Genomic DNA, 23,416 nt, shown 5'->3' on the forward strand with positions numbered 1-23,416 from the left:
ATTAATTTTGTGTCCCTTTCTTTACAAGATATTCATAAGCAGTTTTTAAGACTTCATCATAATATAAATTATAAATTGGCTGATTATGGTGTATATCTTGATAAAATTGCAAAAACAAATAACGCCCCAAAGCTTTCTTATCTATATTACTAATATCCTTACCAGCCTTTACATAAGAAGTTTCAAGAAATTTATTCACAAAAATATCTACCTCTTTCTCAGAAAGCGATTTTTTATTTATCTTGCTATTTAAAAACTTTTCTATAGCCTCCTCATTAAGCATTCGGGTATAAACTCCAAATTCAACTTCAGATAATTCTCTTTCCTTAATCTCCAAATCAGGTTTAATACCAACATTATGAATACTCTGTCCAGAAGGGGTATAATATTTTGAATGCGTAATCTTAAATCCTCCTGTATGGAAAGGTACTATACGCTGAATCACTCCTTTTCCATAAGATTTTTCACCTATAACATACACTCTTTGATTATCTCTTAAAGCTCCAACTAAAACTTCCGAAGCTGATGCTGAATATTTATCAATCAAAGCAACAATTGGCATATCTAAAGGTACTATATGTGAAGAATCGGCTCTATACTCCCTTGTGACATATTCTAAAGGTATTTTAAAATCTCTTGCCTTTGTTGATACAATGAGTCCTTCAACCAAAATATCATTTGCAATTTCTATTGCATCGGTAAGATAACCTCCAAGATTAAGCCTTAAATCTAAAATTAAAGATTTGATATTTTGCAATTTAAGTTTTTCAAAAGCTTTTTTAAAGTAAATATTAGTACTTGGATTAAAACTTAATATCCTAATATATCCGACATCATTATTAATAACACTATATTTAATTGTTTCTATATCTATTTTTTCTCTCACAAGATCATATTCAAGTTCTAAATTTTTATTTCTCAAAATAGAAATTTTAACTTTTGTACCCGCTTTTCCCTTTAAAAACTCGCTAACCTGCTCTATTGTCATAGAATCAGTACTATTACCATCAATAGCCTTAATATAATCACCAGAGCGAACACCAGCTCTATAAGCAGGTCCTTCTTCAAAAGCATTAATAATCATTATATAAGGAACATCAGAAGCAGTATTGTTAGATTTTTTCGAAATTTCCTTTTTTGCAATAACAACCCCAATTCCCACATAATTTCCCTCAGTAGTTTTTGAAATCTCTACTAAATCTTTTTTTGTCAAATACTGAGAATAAGGATCATTTAATGCCTTAAACATACCCTGTAAAGCCCCTTCAAAAACAGCCTCATCATCAATAGGTTCAACATAATTTTTCTTAATAAAATTAAAAGCCTCTATCATCATCTGACCATAACTTGACGCAGACAAATTGCTCTTAGAAGAATTTGCTTGAGCAAAAATAGACTCTACAATAACTGAAGAACTGATAACTAAAGCTAATACAACGTATAAAAATACCAAAAATTTCTTTTTCATTGAAAAATTCCTACACAAATAAAACTTGATTTTATCTTCATAATATAATATTTTAAGATTATGTTAAAGATAAATAGCTTAAAAACAAAAAGAATAATCATGACTCTCATTATCGCAATGCAAACAATTGCAAGCACATTAATTTTATTAGCACTATATAAACTCACAAGCAATACAATATTTATAAACAATTCTTCTATAAAATTTTTAATAGCATTTATTATATTCTCTCCAGAATTATGCATAGCAATATTAACAATACAATATATACTCTACGATCAACTTAAAATTCTAAGTAATTTAATTAACATAACTAAAAGCCTGCAAATCATAATGAACATTTTGCTTGCTACATTAGGATTAGCTCTTGAATTATTCAAAACATATCAGCCATGGCTATTTACTTTTTTAGAAATAATAATAATCACTTACGTTATATTTAACTTAGTGATTTTGATTCTACTTAAATTCAAGGACAAAATAACGGAGTAACGGTTGATTATCATTCCTATAGCTAGTGGAAAAGGAGGAGTTGGTAAATCTCTTTTTTCAACAAATATTGCAATTTGTCTTGCAAATGAAGGGAAAAAAGTATTACTTGTAGACCTTGACCTGGGTGGTTCCAATTTACACTCTATGCTTAATATTATACCCAAAAAAAGCATCGGAACATTTCTCAAAACACAAATTCCCTTTCAAGACATCATCCTTGAATCAGGAATAAAAAATTTAAATTTTATAGCAGGAGACTCAGATATACCAGAACTTGCAAATATAGCTATCTTTCAAAAGAAAAAAATAATAAAAAATTTAAAAAATCAAAATTACGACTATCTAATAATTGATCTTGGAGCTGGAACAGCATTTAATACAATAGATTTTTTTTTAATGTCAAACAGAGGAGTAATAGTAACAATTCCAACAGTAACAGCAACAATGAATGCCTATTTATTCTTAAAAAACGCAATCTTTAGACTAATATCAAAAATATTTACAAAAGAAACAAAAGCATACAAAATAGTATCCAATATAAGAAAAGATTCTACAGATTTACAAAAAATATACATACCAAATCTTCTACTTAAAATAGAGGAACATGATCCTGAAAATTATGCAAAGTTTATGCAAATATTCGCACAATTTAGTCCCTTCATTATATTTAACATGTTAAACAAACCTGAGGATATTATTAAAACTGAAAAAATACTAAAGTCGGCTAAAAATTATTTAAATATAAATTTACAAAGTATAGGCTCAATTTATAAAGATGAACTTGTTGATCAAGCATTAAATCACAAAATACCAATAACTATTTATAAACCAACAAGTTTAATTTCAAAAAGCATAAAAAAAATAGCTAAAAGATTAATTGAACTTGAAGATGTAATAAACGATGTAGAGCTTTTAAATGAAGATGACTTAAATGCAAGCTACTATTTTGTAATAAAAGAAGCACAAGACGAATATTTAGAAAAGTACGCATATCTTGAATCATTATTGATGAATAAAACAATAGACAACAATGCAATAATTGATATAATCAAATCTCAACAAAAAGAAATTGCAACACTTAGAAAACAAAATATAATGTTTAAAAAAAAATTATTTACAAAATTAAAAAAAGACTAAGGAGACAGAAATGCCAAATTATATAAATTATCCTAGCTGGTTGCATCCCGAAATAATTAAAGGAATTCCAATTACATGGTATAGCCTATCTTATATCATCATTATAATAATTTCTTATAAATTTATCTGGTATCAAATCAGGACTGACAAACTTGATATAGACAAAAATGATTATGAGCAATTAATGTTTTCCATCGTCATGGGCGCAATCATTGGAGGAAGATTAGCATCTACTTTAATTTATGATAAAAGTGGTATTTATTATACACACCCATGGATGATTTTTTTACCATTTGACCAAAACTGGAATTTTACAGGCTTTAGAGGAATGGCAATACACGGAGGATTTTTTGGAGTCATTATTGCACCGTTAATAATGATAAACACAAAACTTAAAAACACGAATGTAAAAAAATATTTTAAAAAAATAACAGATTATGGTGCAATAGCTTTCTCTTTAGGATATATACTTGGAAGACTTGCTAATTTTGCAAATGCAGAACTTTATGGAAGACCAATGAAAGGTGGTGTAATCTTTCCAAATGCAGAACCTTTTAAAATAAGCCAAAATGGAGTCAAAGAATTCGCAGAATCGGTTGGCCTTGAAATATTACCTCATGATTTATTTATTAATTTACCAAGAATCCCATCCCAACTCATAGAAGGATTGTTCGAAGGACCTGTAATCTTTTTATTATTATGGTTCATATTTAGAAAAATAAAAAAATATGATGGCTTTATCTTTGGTGTATACATAATACTTTATGGAACATTTAGATTTTTAATTGAATACCTAAGAGAGCCTGATAAAGAAATAGGATTTATTATAACTTACAGAAAACCTGAAAGCATGTTGGACTTTTCATTTTTAAATATATCAATGGGCCAAATATTTTCGTCAATTTTAATATTAGCAGGAATAATCTGGCTTATATGGACTAAAAAACAAGCTCAAAAAAACTAAATAAATCAACAAAAACATAGATTTATATAAAAAATAAGATAGATTTATTTAAGTAAGATGAGGAATAAAAATCCAAATGCAATCGTAATATCTGAAAAAGCTGTTAGTGATAAAGATGTTATAAAAATAAAATCTATTTTTACAATATCTCAAATAATAGAATCTAGAAAAAATGTCTCAAGTTCATATATCAAACAAAGCAATATTAAATTTGCCGTTATTTATAATCATAAAAGACCAATAGATTTTTCAATAAATATAGCAAATGACTTAAAAAGTATTAATAACGTTCATTCAATTATCATAAACAATGAATATATAGATGAATCGATTTATAGACCAAATTACATAGAAATATTACAAAGCATACAAGAACTGAGTGAAAAAAATAAACTAATACAACAGAAAAAATTTTATTATGATAATAAAAATGCCAATCTTGATTTTTTCTTAAACTTATCTGAACTTATTCAAGAAATAGTCATTATCACAAACACTGAAAATGACATCATTTATATCAATGAAAAAGGCAGTAAAGAACTTGAATTACCAATAAAGATTAAAGGTAAAACAAACAAAATAAGTGATATCGATATAATAGATTTTGAAAAAGAAACTAAAATAGATTTAAGTTATAATATAGATGATATTCCTGAATTTAAAAATATACTGATAACTGATTGTCTTTTAAAGGGAAAAAATAACAAAAAATTAACCGTCGATCTATTTATAAGTACAATTGCTCAAAATAACATTGATAAATTAATTACAATAAAAGATGTATCTGATTTAAAATCTAAACACAATATTCCGCACTTCGAAGTCATCGATCAAGAAACTGACTTATATAATATTAAAGAACTTGAAAAGTTATTGATCAACCAAATTGATTATTCTTCTAAAAAAACATATCTATTTGATTTGGATTTACACATAAATACAGAATATGAATATAAAGGCAATAGGGATCACATAGACGTAAAAATACTTAAAAAAATTACTTCTAGAATAATGTCATTCTATTCAGAATATATATTTAAATTAAAAGACAATAATTTAATAGTTATTATATCCACAAGTGGAGGAGAACAAAGAGTAATTTCAATTGCAGAAGAAATAAAAAAAACTATCTCTAGAGAACTTAAAAAAGAAGGTCTCATAATACTTAAATTTAATATAGGCATAATAGAAGTAAACTTAAAAGAAGATATAGAAACAAAAATTTCAAAATTAAAAATAGCAACAAAAATATCTGATGAATACAAAGATTCCATGCCTATTTTATATAAAGATGAATTACCAGAAACAATAATTATTAAAAATCAAAATAAAATATTTGAATACATAATAAAAGCAATAAAAAATGATTTCTTTAGTCTATACTACCAAAAAATTACCCCTCTCAAAAAAGATTTAACACCTAAAATTGAAATATTAACAAGACTTTTTGATTACACAGGAACACCAATTCCAAACAATCATGTCTTTGGTTTAATAGATAAATATAATTTAACCGTAGAAGTAGATAAATTAGTAGTTACTAAAGCATTAAGAGAATATACAAACTTTGTAACAAAAAATGGTGTTCATATCTTTTCAATCAATATTTCACCATATTCACTTAAATCCAAAAACTTCAGAATCTTTTTAAAAGAAACCCTTCTACAAAGTCATGTCTCACTTCAAAATATATGCCTAGAAATAACAGAAACTGGCATTGTAGAAAATTTCGAATTAATCAACACATATTTCAATGAACTTAAAACTTTTGGAATTAAACTTGCACTTGATGATTTTGGAAGTGGATATACATCTCTTTCATACATCAAAATTTTACCAATAGACATCATCAAAATAGATGGTTCTTTTATTCAAGTAATAAATTCTAGTCAAATAGATCTTGTAATAATAAAATCAATAAAAGAAATTGCTGATACAAAACAAATAAAAATTATCGCTGAATTCGTGTCTAATGAAGAAATTTTTAAAAAGATTAGTGAAATAGGAATAGATTATGGTCAAGGATTTTTATGGCATAAGCCAGAACCAATATAAAAATACATAAATTTTTATACATCAAAAGATTTAAAGTTACATCACAAACATTATTAGGCTGACAAAATAATTAATATATAACAAATTACAAGTGCTAGAATGTTATAATAAGTAATTAAGAGGAGGAATTTTATGACTAAACAAAATCCTTGGCTGTCATTAAACGAAGAAAAGAAAAACAATATATTAGAATTTGCTCACAAATACAAGAAATTCTTAAATACAGTAAAAACAGAACGAGAAGCTACCAACTATGCCATACAAAAAGCAAAAGAAAAAGGTTTCATCAGCGCCTGCCAAAAAAAAGAACTTCAAGCTGGAGACAAAATTTTCTACACATCTCGCAACAAAAACATAGCTCTTGTATTTATAGGAAGAGAACCTATTGAAAATGGAATGCATTTTATTGTCTCACACACAGATTCACCAAGACTTGATGCTAAACCATCACCAATTAGTCAAGAAAATGAATTTACAATGATGAAAACAAATTATTATGGTGGCATCAAAAAATATCAATGGCTATCTACCCCCCTATCAATAAGAGGAATAATATTTTTACACAATGGAAAACAAGTAGAAATTAGCATTGGTGACAATAATGATGATCCTGTATTTGTAATTCCCGACATATTACCACACCTTGATAGAAAAGTTCAAAGAGACAAAAAAGCTGATGATATTATTGAAGGAGAAAATCTAAGAATCATAATTGGAAGTCTACCTATTGAGTCTAGAGAGAAAGAAAAAGTAAAATTTGCTACTCTTACATTATTAAAAGAAAAATACAATATATCAGAAGAAGACTTTGTTTCAGCAGAAATAGAAATAGTACCAGCAGGAGAAGCAAAAGATGTAGGAATTGACAGAGCACTCATTGGAGCTTATGGACAAGACGATAGAGTTTGTGCCTATACATCACTAGAAGCTATCCTAAATTTAGAAGAAACACCAAATAAAACCGCTATATGTTTCTTGGTAGATAAAGAAGAGATTGGCTCAACTGGCTCAACTGGTTTGCAATCAAGATATCTTGAATATTTTGTATCAGATATAATATTTAAACTAAAACAAAAAGAATATAATAACCTTATTGTACACAAAGCATTATGGAACTCAAAAAGCATCTCCGCAGATGTTTGCGGTGCAATAAATCCTCTATTTAAAGTACATGATGAACAAAACGCACCAAAGCTAGGATATGGAATACCTATAATGAAATACACAGGTCATGGAGGTAAAATTATGGCCAGTGATGCTGATGCTGAACTTGTATTTTATATTAGAAATTTATTAGATAAAAACAATATAGCTTGGCAAGTAGCAACACTTGGAAAAGTAGAAGAAGGAGGAGGAGGAACTGTAGCAAAATTCCTAGCACACTATGGAATTAGAACAATAGACATGGGACCTGGAGTTATTAGCATGCATTCACCATTTGAAATAACCTCTAAATTTGACATATATACTGCTTATATGGCTTATAAAGCATTCTTTAAAGGATGACAAAATGCATAAAGAAACAATAGAAACATCAGAACATATTTTAGAATGCTTTGGGGGAATTACAAACATAAAACAAGTAGTTAAAGATTTAACTAGAATAAAAATATTAGTTGACAGTAATTCTTTAGTTAAAAGAGAAAACTTAACAAAAAATAAAAATATCATAGGGGCAATTAAGTCAAACGAAGTTACAGAAATCGTAATGAATTTTGCAATAATTGACGATGTTTACACCAACATAATATATATGATAAATAAAAAAAAATAATAGACCCAACTATTTGGGTCCTAAAATTTAAAATTTTTTATATAATCAATAACTGCTTCTGGTTTTAATTCTTTATTTAAAATCTTATACACTATCATTGCCAAGTTTTGAAAATCTGAACTAATACCTAAAAATTTAAAAAGCAAAGCAACTTCCCTAGCAGCAACCAATCCTTCAGGTAAATAACCAATTTTATTAATGTTACTTATTAGATCATCTATATCTCTAAAATCCTCCAAAATATTTTTGCCAACGATTTCACGACCAAATCTTCTATTTCTTCCAAAAATACTTCTACATGTAACATCTAAATCTCCAGAACCAGCTAAAAACAAAAATGTTTCCTCATTACAAGATCCAAGCTTAAATGCAATATTTTTCATGTCATTTAAAGAAACAGAAAATAAAAAAGACTCTGTATTATTGCCTATCAAATTTGGATCTTTAATTTTACATTCATCCAAAATTCCAAATGCAATGGCAAATATATTTTTTAAAGCTGATGCCACCTGAACACCAAGAATATCATAACTATAAAACATAGAAATAGAAGTACCACTAAATAAATTAATAAATTCAAAAGCATTGGCTCTATTCCTACTAGCAGCAACAAGTCCCGTAATAATTCCAAGTCCAACTTCCTCAGCATGACTTGGTCCTGCAATATAAGTAATTTCATCCTTATATTCTCTTAAAACACCTTCTGCAACCTCTATAATAGTACAAGGTTTATCATCAATTGTTATAAAACCTTTTGTTAATATTGCCAGCTTAAACTTTTTAGTAGTAAGCACACTTTTCAATTTATTTAAAACATTCAAAGTATAAAGAGAAGGGGTTACAACAAAAATATAATCAGATTGATTTACAATATCAAGTAAATCAGAACTTGCAATCAAATTATCTGGCAATTTAATACCTTTTAAATACTTAGTATTCTCATGGCTATTATTAATACTCTCTCTAACATCTTCTTCAAAAGACCATATTAAAACAGGATCCTTAAACTTATCTGCCAAAACTTTAGCAACAGCAGTACCCCAAGCCCCTGCTCCCACAATAGATATTTTCATATATACCTCCTTATAACCATAAAATTATAATAACTCATATTTAATCGTCTCGTCTAGAAAAATTCTAATCTTATCATTTTCTTTAAATTTTTTCAAAATCAAATCATCAATCAACAAACTTCCAATTTCTTTAATCACAATTTTACGAATACCCCTAATTCCAAGCCCATTCTCATAAATATGTTTTTGAAAATAACCAATAACAGCCTCTTCAAAAAAAAGATCGATTTTTTCATTTTTTAGTATTTTAACAAAATTATTCACCTCTTCAATAATCACCCTTGTAAAATCACTCTTACTTACAGGTCTAAAGAAAAAAACATGATCTACTAAGTCTAGAAGTTTATTAGAAAAACGTTTTTCTAATAAACTTCTGATATCAACAGTTTCATTTTTAAATCCAATAATACCATCAAGTTCTCTATATTCTATATTAATATCTATAATTATAATGCTACCTGACAAACTGACACTTCTACCAAAATTATCAAAAAGTCTACCTGTATTAAATCCTTCAAAAAAAAATCTATAACTCTCTTAGAAGACTTATCAAAATCTGACAAAACAATAATTGAATTTAAAGACTCATTTAAAAATTTAAAGAATTTAGTAGGTTCATCATAAGCTTCAGAACCATATACTGGTCCTATCAATCGATTAATACCATCAAAATCACAATATTCACTCATTCCCAAAGTAAGTTTAGGCATATTAAGTTCTTCTGATAAAACACACGCAAGTTTATTCTTATCTACATCAGAAGATCCAATTAAAATGAAAATACCAAGAGTACTATTTTTAAAGAAAAATTTAATTCTTAAAAGCTTAATATGCAAAAGTAATTCGGATAAAATACTCTCATCAATTATCATACTTGTTCTTATCTTATGTTCCAAATTCATTAGTAAATCTTGATCATAATCATCAAAATTAAAAATACTGGTTCCAACCATATACTTAACAAAATCTCTAACATCATCACCTGTTATAACTTTTTTATTACCCTCAAGTTTAAATTTAGAGCCAAGACCATCTAATAGATAAAAAGCTTTATCGGGCAAAGCTCTATCTTTTATGTATTTAGACATAGTAATTGCAACCCATATAGCTTCATCTGTATACTCAACATGATGATGTTTTTCATATTGTTCCTTAGCCCCTTTCAAAATATGATAAGTATCCTCTAAACTTGGTTCTTTAAGTTCAACAACATGAAATCTTCTTAGTAAAGCTTTGTCTTTCAAAAAAAATTTTTTATATTCATTTTTGGTAGTAGCCCCAATAAATTTTATTTTACCCAATGTTAATATAGGTTTTAATAAATTTGAAACATCTATGTTACTAAAAGATGTAGCACCAGCTCCAACTATCATATGAATCTCATCTATAAAAAGAATTACTTTTTTTTTAAAATGCAAAAAATCTAAGAGTTTGTTAACCCTATTTTCAAGATCTCCCCTATACCTAGTCCCAGATATAAGTCTTCCAATATCAAGAGAATAAACTTCACAATCAATCAATTCATGAGGCACCTGACCTTCTCTTATAATATAAGCAAGTCCTTGAAGCAATATTGTCTTTCCAACCCCAGGCTCTCTAAATACAATTGGATTACTTTTATGTTTACGAAGCATTATTTGAATTAATGTATATAATTCTTTTTTGCGACCAATCAAAGGATTTGTAGCTAAATTGGGATCCAAATTATCAATAACATTAACTAAGAAATCATCAACCAAATTGTTCTCATCCAATGAATCATCATCTTGTTCTAATTTAAAATAATCTTCCTCAAAAATATTTAAACCTCCATATTTATCTATCCCTTTATTAAAAAGATCATTTGTAAGCAATTTTTCATTTTTAAGAAAACCTAAATCTAAATTTGAACCTAAATAGTCATAAATCTCTATTATTTTGTCAAATATATCTAAACTAAAACCCGATTTTAATAAAGCATCTAAAATTGTATTTTTTCTTTTCCTAATTAATACCCATAACAAATCTTTCTCTTGTAATACATAAGGTTTTTTATAATAAAAAATAGTATCGATTATTTTTTGATATAAATCATTAATTTTAAAAAAATAATCATAAAAATCAGCATTTCTTATAGGAAGTTTTGTAAAAAATTCTTCTAAAATTTTATTAAAACTATAAAAATCAAGTGCACATAAACTAAGCAATTCTCTAATTTCATCATCACTAATTAAACTATAAAAGATATGTTCTTCGGTAAAAAAAAGATGTTTACGTTCCACAAAAAACAGAAACGATTTAAAAAACAAATGATTTAAAGCTCTTCTGTTATACATGAAACACCAATTATAAAACAATTCTCAAAATCTTTTTCTTGCCTATTTTAAGTTCAATTTCACCATTGATAAAATTGTCCTTACAAAGGCAATAATTTTGATCTCCTACCCTTACTTTATCTATATAAACTCCACCAGAATCAATAAGTCGCCTAGCCTCTGACTTACTCGATACAACCTTTGCTAAAACCATTAAGTCAACTAATAAAATACTCTCCTCTAAATTAGTCAATTCCAATTTAAAAAAAGGAATATCAGCTCTCCCGTCACCTCCTTTAAATGCTGCTTTAGCTGCTGAGGATGCTTTTAAAGCCTCATCTTTACCATGAACGATTTTTGTTATCTCAAATGCCAAAATCTCTTTTGCATTATTTAACAATTGTCCCTTAACACTTGCAATACGTTCAATCTCTTCTTCTTCTAAAAAAGTAAATAAATATAAAAATTTCTTAACATCTAAATCTGGAATGTTTCTAAAATACTGATAAAAATCATAAACACTATAAAGCTCTGAATCAAGATAAACAGCTCCTTTTTCTGATTTACCCATTTTATTACCATCACTTCTTGTAATAAGCGGCAATGTAAGCCCAAACACTTTGTTTCCCGATTTTCTATTAACCAAATCAACACCTGAGACAATATTTCCCCACTGATCATCACCACCAATTTGAAGTTTACAATTTTTCATACGACTTAACATATAAAAATCATATGACTGTAAAAGTTGATAATTAAATTCAATAAATGAAAGACCATCTTTTAATCTTCTCTTATAAGTTTCAAAACTTAACATACGATTAACAGAAAAATAAATACCAACTTCCCTTAAAAATTCAATATAATTAATGCCATCAAGCCATTCGGCATTATTAAGAATATACCCACCATTACTAAGATCTATTATTTTAAGCAATTGAGAACTTATTGTCTTAACATTCTCATCTATATCTTCTTTTAATAAAATTTTGCGCATTGAATCCTTACCAGAAGGATCTCCTATTTTTGTAGTTCCACCACCAATTAAAATAATTGGAATATGACCCTGTCTTTGAAGATGAAGCATTACCATAAAAGGAATTAAATGTCCAATATGCAAAGAAGCAGAAGTAGCATCAACTCCAACATAAAAAACTATTTTTTCTCTATCCATTAATGTACTTAACTCTTCCAAATTAGTACACTGCTTTAAAAATCCTCTCTTATCTAAAACCTTTAGGGATAAATTCATTTATTTAAACTCCCTTGTAATTTAGAATTCCCGTTTTAACATATGAATACAAATCATCAATAGAAATTCTTGTTTGAGTCATAGTATCTCTATCTCTTAAAGTTATTGTCCTATTTTCAATCGTATCATAATCTATTGTTACACAATAAGGTGTACCAATTTCATCTTGACGTCTATAACGCTTACCTATCGTACCATTCTCATCATAAAACATATAAAAATCATCGCTAAATTGCATAAACACTTTTCTAGCAAGTTCGGGTAATCCATCTTTCTTTACAAGAGGAAGTATTGCAACCTTATAAGGCGCAATCTTAGGATGTAAATGTAAAACTATTCGCTTATCCCCTCCCTCAAGTTCCTCACAAGCATAAGCATCACAAAGAGTCATTAGTACACTTCTTGTAAGTCCAAGAGAAGTCTCAATTACATAAGGAATATACTTATCACCTGTTATCAAATCATGATATTCAAACAACTTAGATTTACCACAAAATTTAGCATGCTGATTTAAATCATAATTACCTCTATTATGAATTCCCTCAATTTCTTGAAAACCAAATGGAAAATTATATTCAATATCAACTGCAGCTTTTGCATAATGAGCAAGCTCATCATCGTTGTGTTTTTGAAATCTAAGATTATCAGCTTTGATTCCAAGAGTTTCAATAAAAAAGTTCATTCTTTTCTCTCTCCAATAACAATACCAATCATCCATCTGACTCGGATGTACAAAAAACTGCATTTCCATTTGTTCAAACTCACAAACTCTAAATATAAAATTCTTTGCTATTATCTCATTCCTAAAAGCCTTACCAACTTGTGCTATTCCAAATGGAACCTTAAGTCTTGTAGTATCCAATACATTACGAAAATTAACAAAAATACCCTGCGCAGTCTCTGGTCTTAAATAAATCTCACTAGAACTATCCTCAACAGCCCCAATATTAGTTTTAAACATCAAATTAAAACTTCTAGGAGTTGTAAAAGTTCCTATAGAACCACAATTAGGACACCCCTTAGATAAATCAATAAAATCTGTCCTAAATCTATTCTTACAATTTTTACAATCAACTAATAATTCCAAAAAACTATCAACATGTCCAGAAGCTTTCCAAACTTCAGGCCTCATCAAAATAGCACTATCTAATCCCACAACATTTTCATGAAAGTAAACCATACTTTTCCACCACTCTTCCTGTATATTCTTTTTAATCTCAACACCTAAAGGCCCATAATCCCATACACCCGACAAACCCCCATAAACTTCTGAGGATTGAAATACAAAACCTCGCCTCTTAGCAAGTGAAATAATATCTTCTATTTTAGCCATATCAAACATCCTAAAAACTTAATCTATAATTCATACTTTTTTAAAAAATCCTGTGCTTTATTTATTCTATCAAAGACCTTAACTTTACCAAGTAATTGCAAAGAATCAAAAAGAGGTGGTGATACCTTACTTCCAAGAACTGCAATCCTAATTGGAATCAAAACCTCTCCTATTTTTAGATTATTTTCCTTAGCAAAATTATAAAAAATTTGTTCATTCTCGGACAATATCCTTGTTTCAAAACCTTCTAATACTGGTTTAATTTTTTCTAACAATAAATAAATATCTCTTACTGTTTTTTTCTTCCCCAAAAATTCATTTACATTCCAAGTTGAAATATTTGTATAAAAAAACCTAAGCATGCCAACAGCATCACCAAGTTTTCTAATCCTTGGCTTTATTAACGGGACCAAAAGCAATAATTTTTCTTTGTCACAAGAATTACTATCCTTTTTAATATAACCTGCCTTTTGCAAGAAAGGCAATAAGAGTTCGGCTAATTCATGATCTTCTTTTGTCCTAATGTAATGACTATTAAAAAAATCTAATTTGTTATAATCAAAAACAGCTGGTGATTTACTGATTTTATCAATAGAAAATAATTTTTGAAGTTCATTTTTGGTAAAAAACTCACTCTTGCCATCATAAGACCAACCAAGCAAAGTAACATAATTAATAATAGCCTCAGGAAGATATCCATCATCAATAAATTGCTTTAAAGCTGTAGCACCATGTCTCTTACTTAATTTTTGTCCATCACTTCCCATTACCATTGGAAGATGACAATAAATAGGAGGATTCCATCCAAAAGCATTATAAAGAAGCACATGCAAAGATCCTGACGAAATCCATTCCTGGGCTCTTAATACATGTGAAATTTCCATTAAATGATCATCAACAACATTTGCAAGATGATATGTTGGGAATCCATCAGATTTCAAAATTACAGGATCAGGACTAATATCCTTATTGGCCCATGTAATTTTGCCAAGCAAAATATCATTAAAAGAAGTTTCACCATCAAAAGGAATTTTAAATCTAATAACAGGACTAATGCCTAAACTTAAAGCATCTTTAATTTCATCTTTGTTCAAGTGCCTGCAATGTCTATCATAACCTGGTACCATCTTGTTAATAGTTTGAATTTTTCTAATTCTCTCTAATCTATCAGGTGAACAATAACAATAATAAGCATTTCCCGATTCAATCAACTCTTTAGCATATTTTCGATATATCTCTGTTCTTTGTGATTGAATATAAGGAGAATAAGAACCTCCACAAGTAGGCCCTTCATCAAAATCAATACCAAGCCATGCTAAACTTTGATACAAATCTTCTTCTGCTTCCTTATAATATCTAGTCTGATCTGTATCTTCAATTCTAAGTAAAAATTTTCCATTAAAGGATTTGGCAAAAAAATAATTAAATAAAGCTGTCCTAATTCCTCCAATATGCTGCAAACCAGTTGGAGAAGGAGCATATCTAACTCTTATATTCAAAACACAACCTCTTTTAATAAAAAATGTCCTTTTTTGAAATATCATAAATATAATAAAACACTACAAAAAATAAATTTGAACCAAGTAATTTTGTATGTTTAATATTAAGTCTATCTTTACGTTTTAAATACTTATTCCTAATTTCAAGTCGTTTCTCTTCAACCAAATGACGTTCTAGTTTTGATTTTTTTAAAAGATAATAAAAATAAATTGTAAAAATAAGATCTCCTTTTAAAAAGGATTTTTTTAAAAAATTTATCTCATTATTCAATTTTTCATAATCTTCATCAAAAATTGCATGTAGTGATACACAATACCTTACCCATTTATTACGATTCTCTACATGATTCATAATCAAACTACAAGCTTTTTCTTGTTCTCTAAAACTAACACATATAGCATAAAGCTCTATTATTGTCTTATTACTCATTTTAGTATCTTTCAAATAAAGATAAATATCATCAAATGCTTTTTTATCTTGTTTGATTAAAGTTATTTTTAAAAGCGTAGAAATATCAAATACACTCTTAAGTGTTTTGCGAATCATTTTAAGTCTTAAAAAAGTATAAGTATTCTCTATACCATTTAATATAAAATATAATCTTGAATATAAAAATTTAGAATATACAATATTAAAAACAAAGACAAATACAATAAAATACAAAATGAAATATCGATGCAAAATAATAAAATTTAAAAAACTTGAAAAGTTGAAAATTTGTAAAAAATAAATAAAATATAAAAAAAAACAAAAAAACAAAATATTAAAAATAAAAAGTATTCTGTCAACCATCAAAAAATCTCTTATAATAAAGTTCTATTTTAAAATTAAGTGCACATATAGTATCATTATACTAAATAGATAGAAAATTAATAAACAATCCATTGTTACATGTTTATTATTAAGCTTAAAGCTTAAGGAGACAAATGCAAAGCTTTGATAATTTAGCAAAAGAAATAAAAAATTTCTCATATGTAATAGAAAAAGATTTCTTAATATGGCCCAAAGATTCACTATTACAACCTATCAACACCGAGCTCATTGAAAAATGGGGGCTTAAAAACGCAATACAAATAGAAAGAAATTTCTTTAATGAATCATTAATACGAGAAACAAAAAAATATATTAACATTAATGAAGAGTATGATGAAGAATCTATTGCAAATTATCACATACTAATAAGCAATTTAGAAGAAATATACGAAACCTGCAAAAAAAACAAAAAAATTTATTACCAAGATGTCATTCCCATTGTAAAAAAAGTAATGGAATTTTATAAAAAAAATCAACAAACATTCATCAAATATATAAAAATACCTAAACTCTTATCTGATTATCATGTTGTTCACTCAATAAATACCTCAATATTAACTGTAGCTCTTGGCAATGAAATGAATTTAAATAATCATAAAACTGTTGAACTTTGCACAACAGCTCTTCTTCATAAAATAGGTTTTTTATTTATACCTTTAAGCATAAGTAAAAAAAAAGAAAAATTAACTGACAAAGAATTTGAAATAATCAAAAAATATCCTGTACTTGGACACAAAATAATATCAACCACTAATTTTTCACGATCTATTTGTCTAGCAATACTTACACATAAAGAAAATTTAGATGGATCAGGATACCCAAACAAACTTAAAAGTGAACAAATTAACATTGAGGCTAATATAATAGGTGCTGCTAGTGCATATAGTGCAATTCTTTTAGATAAGATATATAAAGGAGCCTCAAGCTCGGGAGCATCTCTTATCGAATTAATACAAGATGCTGATAAAAAATTTGACAAAAGAGTTTTAAAACTAATAATTAAAGTTCTATCTCAATGTCCCCTAGACTTTATAGTTGAACTTAATGACAATTCAATTGCTAAAATAATAAAAATCAACGAAATAAATATTAATGTTCCGTATATAAAGTACATAATAAAAGATGGCAAAGTTATACATCCTAATGACAATCAAGGTTACATTAAATCCATACCCAAAACAGAAACAGGTATCAAAAAAATACTAAGACAAGATGAGATAAACCTTATTTTAAAAAAATACAGTTTAAAAGAAATATAAAAAGGAGCAAAACATGATTTTAATAACATCTGCAATGGATGAAGAAGCAAGAGAAATACATCAAATTATTGAAAACAAAGAAGAAATCAAAATAGACAATTACCTAGGTGAAAAAAAAATTTATAAAGGAGAAATTGAGGGACATAAAATAATATCTTTAACCACTGGCATTGGAAAAGTAAATGCAGCCATGTGGAATAGTTATATTATAGCAAAATATCAAATTACCCATATAATCAACTCAGGAACTGCTGGAGGACTTCAAGAATCTTCAAACATTAAAATATCAGACATCATAATATCATCACAAACAGCATTTTACGATTTCAACTTAACGCAATTTGACTATCAAATAGGACAAGTGCCAGGATTTCCACAAAAATTCGAATCAGATAAAACTTTACTAAACAAAGTCATTAGTATTATCAAAGACAAATTTCAAAATGTTAATGTTCATATTGGTCTAATACTTACAGGTGATCAATTTATTGAAGATGAAAAACAGATAGAAAAAATCAAAAATGATTTTAAAGATGCTTTGGCTGTAGAAATGGAAAGTGCAGCAATTGCCCAAGTAGCATACACATTCAACATACCGTTTATAGTCACTCGTTCAATATCTGACTTTCCAAACAACAAAAATAATCACATAGATTTTAATAAATTTTTACAAGATGCATCAAAAAATTCAGCCAAAATGGTAAGGGAACTAATTAAGTCTATATAATACGTAAGGTGATAATATGAATAACAATAATTTAACAGCAACATCTGAGTCCGTATCTGAAGGACATCCTGATAAAATTGCGGATCAAATTTCTGATGCCATACTTGATGAAATACTTAAAAAAGACAAAATGGCAAAAGTAGCATGTGAAACTTTAGTTTCACAAAATTTAATAGTAATAGCAGGAGAAATAAACAGTAAAGCAAAAAAAGATATAGATATCAAAGAAACCGCAAAACAAACAATAAAAAATATTGGATACACAAATATAGAATATGGACTTGATTATAAATCAGCAACAATAATTGATGCTATTGGTTCTCAATCAATAGACATTACAAATGCAGTTGAAAAAAAAGATACAAAAGATATAGGAGCAGGGGATCAAGGAATAATTTTTGGTTATGCATGTAATGAAACTAAAAATTTCTTACCCATAGCATACGAATTATCTAATTTAATTTTAAAAGAAGCTAGTAAACTTAGAAAATCAGGTGAAATTAAGTGGTTGCGTCCCGATGCTAAATCCCAAGTAACCATTGAATATGATTCTTACAAAAATCCAATTAAAGTCAGCAATATTGTCTTATCCCATCAACATGATCCTGATATCCCTTATTCCTATTTAAAACAAACAATCATCGAAAAAATTATAAAACCCGTTTTAAATAGCAGATCAATGTTCGACAATAATATAGAATATTACATTAACCCTTCTGGAAATTTTGTAATAGGTGGACCTACTGGTGATACCGGTCTTACAGGAAGAAAAATTATTGCTGACAGCTATGGAGGATTTGCAAGACATGGTGGTGGAGCTTATAGTGGCAAAGATGCTACCAAAGTTGACAGATCAGCAGCTTATATGGCACGATACATTTCTAAAAATATGGTAGCAGCGGGCATCTCTCGAGAATTTGAAATGCAAATTGCTTATGCTATTGGCATTCCCAAACCAATATCTATTAAGATAACTACAGGAATTAATGATAATGAATATGAAAAAAAAATATTAAATTTTATAATAAATAACTTTGATCTAACTCCTAATGGAATAATTAAAAAACTAAAATTAAGAGAGCCCATATATTCTCAAACATGTACATACGGACATTTTGGGAAAAACGAATTAGAATGGGAAAAATTAGATTTCGTAGACACAATCAAAAAGGAGTTTCAAATATGAATAAAATATCAAGTTTTACAATTGACCACACAAAATTACAACCTGGCATATATATCTCAAGGAAAGATACATTTGACAATTTAACACTAACTACTGTAGATATTAGAATGAAGACCCCCAACAAAGAACCTGTAATTAACAATGCAGAAATTCACACAATTGAACATATAGGAGCAACACTACTTAGAAACAATAAAGTTTGGGGAGATAAGATAATATATTTTGGACCAATGGGCTGTAGAACAGGCTTTTACCTAATACTTTTTGGTAATTATGAAAGCAAGGATCTAATTGATTTAATATCTTGGCTTTTTAATGAAATTACCAATTTTCAAGGAAATGTTATAGGTGCAACTGAAAAAGAATGTGGTAATTACCAAGATCATAATCTTAATATGGCAAAATATGAATCTAGTAAGTATCTAGAAACATTAGAAAATATAAAAAAGGAAAACTTAATTTACCCTTAACATACCTTAAATATATAAATATGATAATAATAACGCCATATCATATATAAATAAACACAATATACAATAAAATTTAACACCAATTATTAGTTAAAATGCTACTTCAATCATCAATTTTGATAAAAATTTCAAATATTTTTACTTATTTTTTTAGATAAGTCTAAATATTCATCTCCTGAAAGTTCAATACTACAATTTCTCTTAAAACCTAAATTATCACCTTGAAATCGTGGAATAACATGAAAATGAGTGTGAAAAATAACTTGTCCTGCCTCAGAACCAATAGCACTATAAATATTAACTCCCTGACAAATATTAAAGTCCAATTTTTTTAAAGATAAAGCTACTTTTTTACACACTCCCAATAGTTGTCCATCAAGTTCATTATTCACATCTAAAATATCATTACTATGTTGTTTGGGAATAACAAGAGTATGGCCAATATTTAAAGGATTAATATCAAGAAAAGCAAGTATTAAATTATCCTCATAAACCTTATAACATGAAATTTCATTTTTAACTATCTTACAAAAAATACAATCACTCAAAATTTCCTCCAAATCAACTCTATCTTAATGCTTATAAAGCATACCTATTAAAAATAATTTGACAACACTAATTTTGCTATATTAAAATAAGCGATTAAGGTCACAACATCAGCAATAGTAGTAATTAAAGGTCCAGCCATCAAAGCCGGATCTATCTTTACAAGCTTAGCCATAATAGGCAAAAGACCTCCCAATATTTTTGCTACCATCAACCCTATCATCAAACACGCAGAAACAACAAAAGCTATTTTAAATTTTTCATCATGTGCAGGAATTACAAAAAATACAATTCGTAAAAAATTAACACTAGCCAAAATTAAACCAACTAAAATACTTACACATATTTCCTTAAATAACACTCTAAAAAAATCTTTTACCTTAAGAGTTCCAAGAGCAAGTTCACGAATAATTAATGCAGATGCCTGAGAGCCAGCATTACCAGAAGTATCCATTAAGAGTGGAATAAAACTGGTTAGAATCACTAAAGATAAAACTAAATTTTGATAATTAGTAATTATAGTGGCAGTTAGAGTAGAAGATATCATAAGAACCAAAAGCCAAATTATTCTATTTTTTGTCATATCAAAAATAGAAGTATCAAGATAAGATTTACCCAAAGGCGTAACCGCGGCCATTATCTGAAAATCTTCGGTATTTAAATTCTGAATTACTTCAAGGATATCATCAATAATAATGACTCCTATCATCCGTCCCTCATTATCAACAACAGGAACACTTGAAATATCATGATTTTGGAAAAGCAAAGCAACATCTTCTTTTCCATCACCAACTTTTACAATATAAAATCCACTATTTTTCATGATAGTAGAAATGACAACATCATCACTAGACAACATTAAATCTTCAATCTTAACAACACCTTTTAATCGTTTCTCTTCATCTGTAATATAGTAGGTATAAATATCTTCTTTGGTTTTTGCAACCTTTCTAATATAATCAAGAGCTTCTCTGACATGAAAATATTCTTTAAGCTCAATATATTCTATTGTCACAATTGAACCAGCAGAATCATCACTGTAAGACAAAAATTTATTAATTATCTCCCTATTCTCTTCAGTAGAACTTGCTAAAAATCTTTGCACAACATTTGCAGGAACTTCTTCTAAGAGATCAATAACATCATCAAGATTTAACTCATCTACCATCTCTCTTATTTCTTTATTTGTAAAAGAATTGGCCAATTTATTTTTTGTAACTTGATCAAAGTTAGAAAATGCTTCAACAGCAACCTTTTTGGGAAGAAACCTATAAATCAAAATCAAATCAGAACCATTAAGCTTCTTTAAAGCTTCACTAATATCAAAAGCATCGTATTTTAAAAGCTCTTCCTTTATATCAGAATATTTTTTTTCTTTAAGCAAGGTTTTTAAAAATACAACATCTATCATATCAATATCTCCAAGATTTTAATTTAAAATAAATGTTTAGCTAACCCTTATTAATTAAAGCTTATCTAAAAGCATAGAACATCTACCTGAAGGTATAGGCAAGGTCTTTTCTTTTTTATTTAATATGTTTATTGTAAAGTAGTAAAGCTTTTCAGATTCCATCTTAATCTCCCACCCTCTCTTTCCCTTATTACATATAATTGTGGTTTGATTTTTTTTAAGTGACAAACTCTCTATTCCCATAATCTCAAGAGCAGGAATATTCCAATAAACTGTCTTATCTGGTAAACTAATTGTAAGTCCAATAATATTCTCTATCATAAGACTAATACTAAAGAGTGCAAGATAACAAATAACATCCTTTTCTGGAAGAGTTTTCTTTGTAACATCCAAATATGCTGGACCCTCTTTCATTGGTTTATAAGCTTCCCAAATATGTCCTTTAATTTTACCATCTGGCAACAAAGTATCTAAAATATAATACAGATGTCTTATGGTAAATTCTCTTGCTATATTTGCACGTCTACAATATTCAAGTCCTTTAATGACAAAAAAATTCATATAGGTATAAACAGAACCATAATATCCATTTCCATCCAAATTAAAATTAGGATCATTAGCTGAAAGAGTAGGGAAAGGATTTGGTGTACCAAAGTGTTCATGACTCTTTAAATATAAAACCATTCTCTCAATTCTATCTTCACTTGGAATTTCAGATAAAAGAGGTAAAAACCCTACTATAGTCTTAAGTTTAATAATTTTTTCATTAACATCAAGATCATAATAAAAACCATCTACTTCATCCCACATCAACGAATTGATCTTAGCCTTAAGAGAAAAAAATCTTTTCTTATATTCTAAGGATAAATTTTTATCATTTAATATATCTGCTAACTTGGCAATACAATATGCACTATGCACCTGAAATGAATTAAAATCTATAGGATAATGGACATTCTTTCTAGGAGAATTTTTATAAAAAATCTTATTCATATCAATAGAATAAAGACCATTTGATTTTAAAAACTTTTTTTCTATCCATTTATAATACTTATCAAGAACTGGTAAAACATCACAAATACGCTTTTTATTGCCTGTTTTATGATACAAATTATATTCAACCCAAGCAAAAATTGGTAATCCAATACCATCATCATTTCCTTCTAATTGAATAATATTATTATTGTGATCATAACGTGATCTAATTGCACCAGATGATTCTTGAAGTTCATAAAATTTATCAATAGTAGATGTAGGAGAATACTCTCCATTACTGTAAACAAGAAAAAAGCTTGAAAGACAAGCTTGCAATTGATCTATAAATTCAACATTTTCAGAATAATAATTCTTATCCTTTTTACCTTTCTCTAAAGATTGGGAAAAAATAATCTTATCTCGGATCCAAGAGAGACTCTTATTATAAATATCAATAAAATCTTGATCATAATAATAAATTTTGGGAAACACATTCTTATTCAATGCTCAAACCTCTGAAAAACATACATCAATCGACTCCTATTTATTATACATTATAATAATAATAAAATGAGATTTAAAACCAAAAATTTTGGATATTAAACATAAATTAAAAGTTAAGCAATATCTAATTAAAACAAGTTATAAGTTAAATTATAATTGCAAAAAAACAAATTGATACACCTA

18 protein-coding genes and 1 pseudogene are annotated in these 23,416 nt (G+C 27.8%); 9 read left to right on the top strand and 10 right to left on the bottom strand.

Features of this window, described 5'->3' with window-relative positions:
• Nucleotide 1: 1 nt before the first annotated feature.
• Nucleotides 2-1,468, bottom strand: coding sequence for a S41 family peptidase (locus BRE_RS01825; RefSeq protein WP_041178112.1), 1,467 nt, complete (start codon nucleotides 1,466-1,468; stop codon nucleotides 2-4).
• 495 nt (nucleotides 1,469-1,963) lie between these two features.
• Here BRE_RS01825 and BRE_RS01835 point away from each other — a divergent pair, with 495 nt between their 5' ends.
• From BRE_RS01835 to BRE_RS01855, 5 genes are all read left to right on the top strand, one after another.
• Entirely contained in the window at nucleotides 1,964-3,097 is a 1,134-nt protein-coding gene (locus BRE_RS01835; RefSeq protein ID WP_012538849.1) for a P-loop NTPase, read from the top strand.
• A gap of 10 nt (nucleotides 3,098-3,107) precedes the next feature.
• Nucleotides 3,108-4,061: a prolipoprotein diacylglyceryl transferase gene (gene lgt / locus BRE_RS01840; RefSeq protein ID WP_012538850.1), complete on the top strand. Its 954-nt coding sequence runs from the start codon at nucleotides 3,108-3,110 to the stop codon at nucleotides 4,059-4,061.
• A 57-nt stretch (nucleotides 4,062-4,118) separates the two neighbouring features.
• Nucleotides 4,119-6,116 (top strand): EAL domain-containing protein, encoded by a 1,998-nt coding sequence (locus tag BRE_RS01845; RefSeq protein ID WP_012538851.1) that lies wholly within the window; start codon nucleotides 4,119-4,121, stop codon nucleotides 6,114-6,116.
• A gap of 132 nt (nucleotides 6,117-6,248) precedes the next feature.
• Nucleotides 6,249-7,622: an aminopeptidase gene (locus BRE_RS01850; protein ID WP_012538852.1), complete on the top strand. Its 1,374-nt coding sequence runs from the start codon at nucleotides 6,249-6,251 to the stop codon at nucleotides 7,620-7,622.
• Nucleotides 7,623-7,626: 4 nt separating this feature from the next.
• The gene (locus BRE_RS01855; protein ID WP_038366215.1) at nucleotides 7,627-7,890 is read left to right on the top strand and encodes a PTS transporter subunit EIIB; all 264 of its coding nucleotides are present in this window, start codon (nucleotides 7,627-7,629) and stop codon (nucleotides 7,888-7,890) included.
• 20 nt (nucleotides 7,891-7,910) lie between these two features.
• Here BRE_RS01855 and BRE_RS01860 read toward each other — a convergent pair whose 3' ends face one another.
• From BRE_RS01860 to BRE_RS01885, 6 genes and pseudogenes are all read right to left on the bottom strand, one after another.
• Nucleotides 7,911-8,963 (bottom strand): NAD(P)H-dependent glycerol-3-phosphate dehydrogenase, encoded by a 1,053-nt coding sequence (locus BRE_RS01860; protein ID WP_012538126.1) that lies wholly within the window; start codon nucleotides 8,961-8,963, stop codon nucleotides 7,911-7,913.
• Between the two features lie 24 nt (nucleotides 8,964-8,987).
• Nucleotides 8,988-11,278, bottom strand: a pseudogene (locus BRE_RS01865) (AAA family ATPase).
• 10 nt (nucleotides 11,279-11,288) lie between these two features.
• Nucleotides 11,289-12,509 (bottom strand): tyrosine--tRNA ligase, encoded by a 1,221-nt coding sequence (gene tyrS, locus BRE_RS01870; RefSeq protein ID WP_012538853.1) that lies wholly within the window; start codon nucleotides 12,507-12,509, stop codon nucleotides 11,289-11,291.
• 4 nt (nucleotides 12,510-12,513) lie between these two features.
• Nucleotides 12,514-13,842 (bottom strand): glycine--tRNA ligase, encoded by a 1,329-nt coding sequence (locus tag BRE_RS01875; RefSeq protein WP_038366224.1) that lies wholly within the window; start codon nucleotides 13,840-13,842, stop codon nucleotides 12,514-12,516.
• 23 nt (nucleotides 13,843-13,865) lie between these two features.
• Nucleotides 13,866-15,386, bottom strand: a complete 1,521-nt coding sequence (gltX, locus tag BRE_RS01880; RefSeq protein WP_012538855.1) for a glutamate--tRNA ligase — start codon at nucleotides 15,384-15,386, stop codon at nucleotides 13,866-13,868.
• Complete coding sequence (locus BRE_RS01885) at nucleotides 15,355-16,134, bottom strand: hypothetical protein (RefSeq protein ID WP_041177706.1); 780 nt, start codon at nucleotides 16,132-16,134, stop codon at nucleotides 15,355-15,357. The genes gltX and BRE_RS01885 overlap by 32 nt, the downstream gene beginning before the upstream one ends.
• 134 nt (nucleotides 16,135-16,268) lie before the next feature.
• Between BRE_RS01885 and BRE_RS01890 the strand changes: the two genes are divergently transcribed.
• The 4 genes from BRE_RS01890 to BRE_RS01905 are packed head-to-tail and all read left to right on the top strand — an operon-like array spanning nucleotide 16,269 to nucleotide 19,797.
• Nucleotides 16,269-17,414 carry an HD-GYP domain-containing protein gene (locus tag BRE_RS01890; RefSeq protein WP_012538856.1) on the top strand — a complete coding sequence of 382 codons (1,146 nt, stop codon included), beginning with the start codon at nucleotides 16,269-16,271 and terminating at the stop codon, nucleotides 17,412-17,414.
• 13 nt (nucleotides 17,415-17,427) lie between these two features.
• A complete protein-coding gene (locus BRE_RS01895) occupies nucleotides 17,428-18,141 on the top strand; it encodes a 5'-methylthioadenosine/adenosylhomocysteine nucleosidase (protein WP_012538857.1) in 714 nt (237 codons plus the stop codon).
• A gap of 16 nt (nucleotides 18,142-18,157) precedes the next feature.
• Nucleotides 18,158-19,327, top strand: a complete 1,170-nt coding sequence (gene metK / locus BRE_RS01900) for a methionine adenosyltransferase (RefSeq protein ID WP_012538858.1) — start codon at nucleotides 18,158-18,160, stop codon at nucleotides 19,325-19,327.
• Nucleotides 19,324-19,797, top strand: coding sequence for an S-ribosylhomocysteine lyase (locus BRE_RS01905; protein WP_014696245.1), 474 nt, complete (start codon nucleotides 19,324-19,326; stop codon nucleotides 19,795-19,797). Before metK ends, BRE_RS01905 begins: the two co-directional genes overlap by 4 nt.
• A gap of 128 nt (nucleotides 19,798-19,925) precedes the next feature.
• Here the strand turns inward: BRE_RS01905 and BRE_RS01910 are convergent, their stop codons facing one another.
• Genes BRE_RS01910 through BRE_RS01920 form a run of 3 tightly spaced genes read right to left on the bottom strand, consistent with a single transcriptional unit; the run spans nucleotide 19,926 to nucleotide 23,233 of the window.
• A complete protein-coding gene (locus BRE_RS01910) occupies nucleotides 19,926-20,345 on the bottom strand; it encodes an HIT family protein (RefSeq protein ID WP_041178114.1) in 420 nt (139 codons plus the stop codon).
• Between the two features lie 47 nt (nucleotides 20,346-20,392).
• Nucleotides 20,393-21,754 carry a magnesium transporter gene (gene mgtE / locus BRE_RS01915; protein ID WP_012538137.1) on the bottom strand — a complete coding sequence of 454 codons (1,362 nt, stop codon included), beginning with the start codon at nucleotides 21,752-21,754 and terminating at the stop codon, nucleotides 20,393-20,395.
• 54 nt (nucleotides 21,755-21,808) lie between these two features.
• Nucleotides 21,809-23,233: an MGH1-like glycoside hydrolase domain-containing protein gene (locus tag BRE_RS01920; protein WP_012538861.1), complete on the bottom strand. Its 1,425-nt coding sequence runs from the start codon at nucleotides 23,231-23,233 to the stop codon at nucleotides 21,809-21,811.
• Nucleotides 23,234-23,416: the final 183 nt, after the last annotated feature.

This window comes from Borrelia recurrentis A1, from assembly GCF_000019705.1.
Lineage (GTDB): Bacteria > Spirochaetota > Spirochaetia > Borreliales > Borreliaceae > Borrelia > Borrelia duttonii.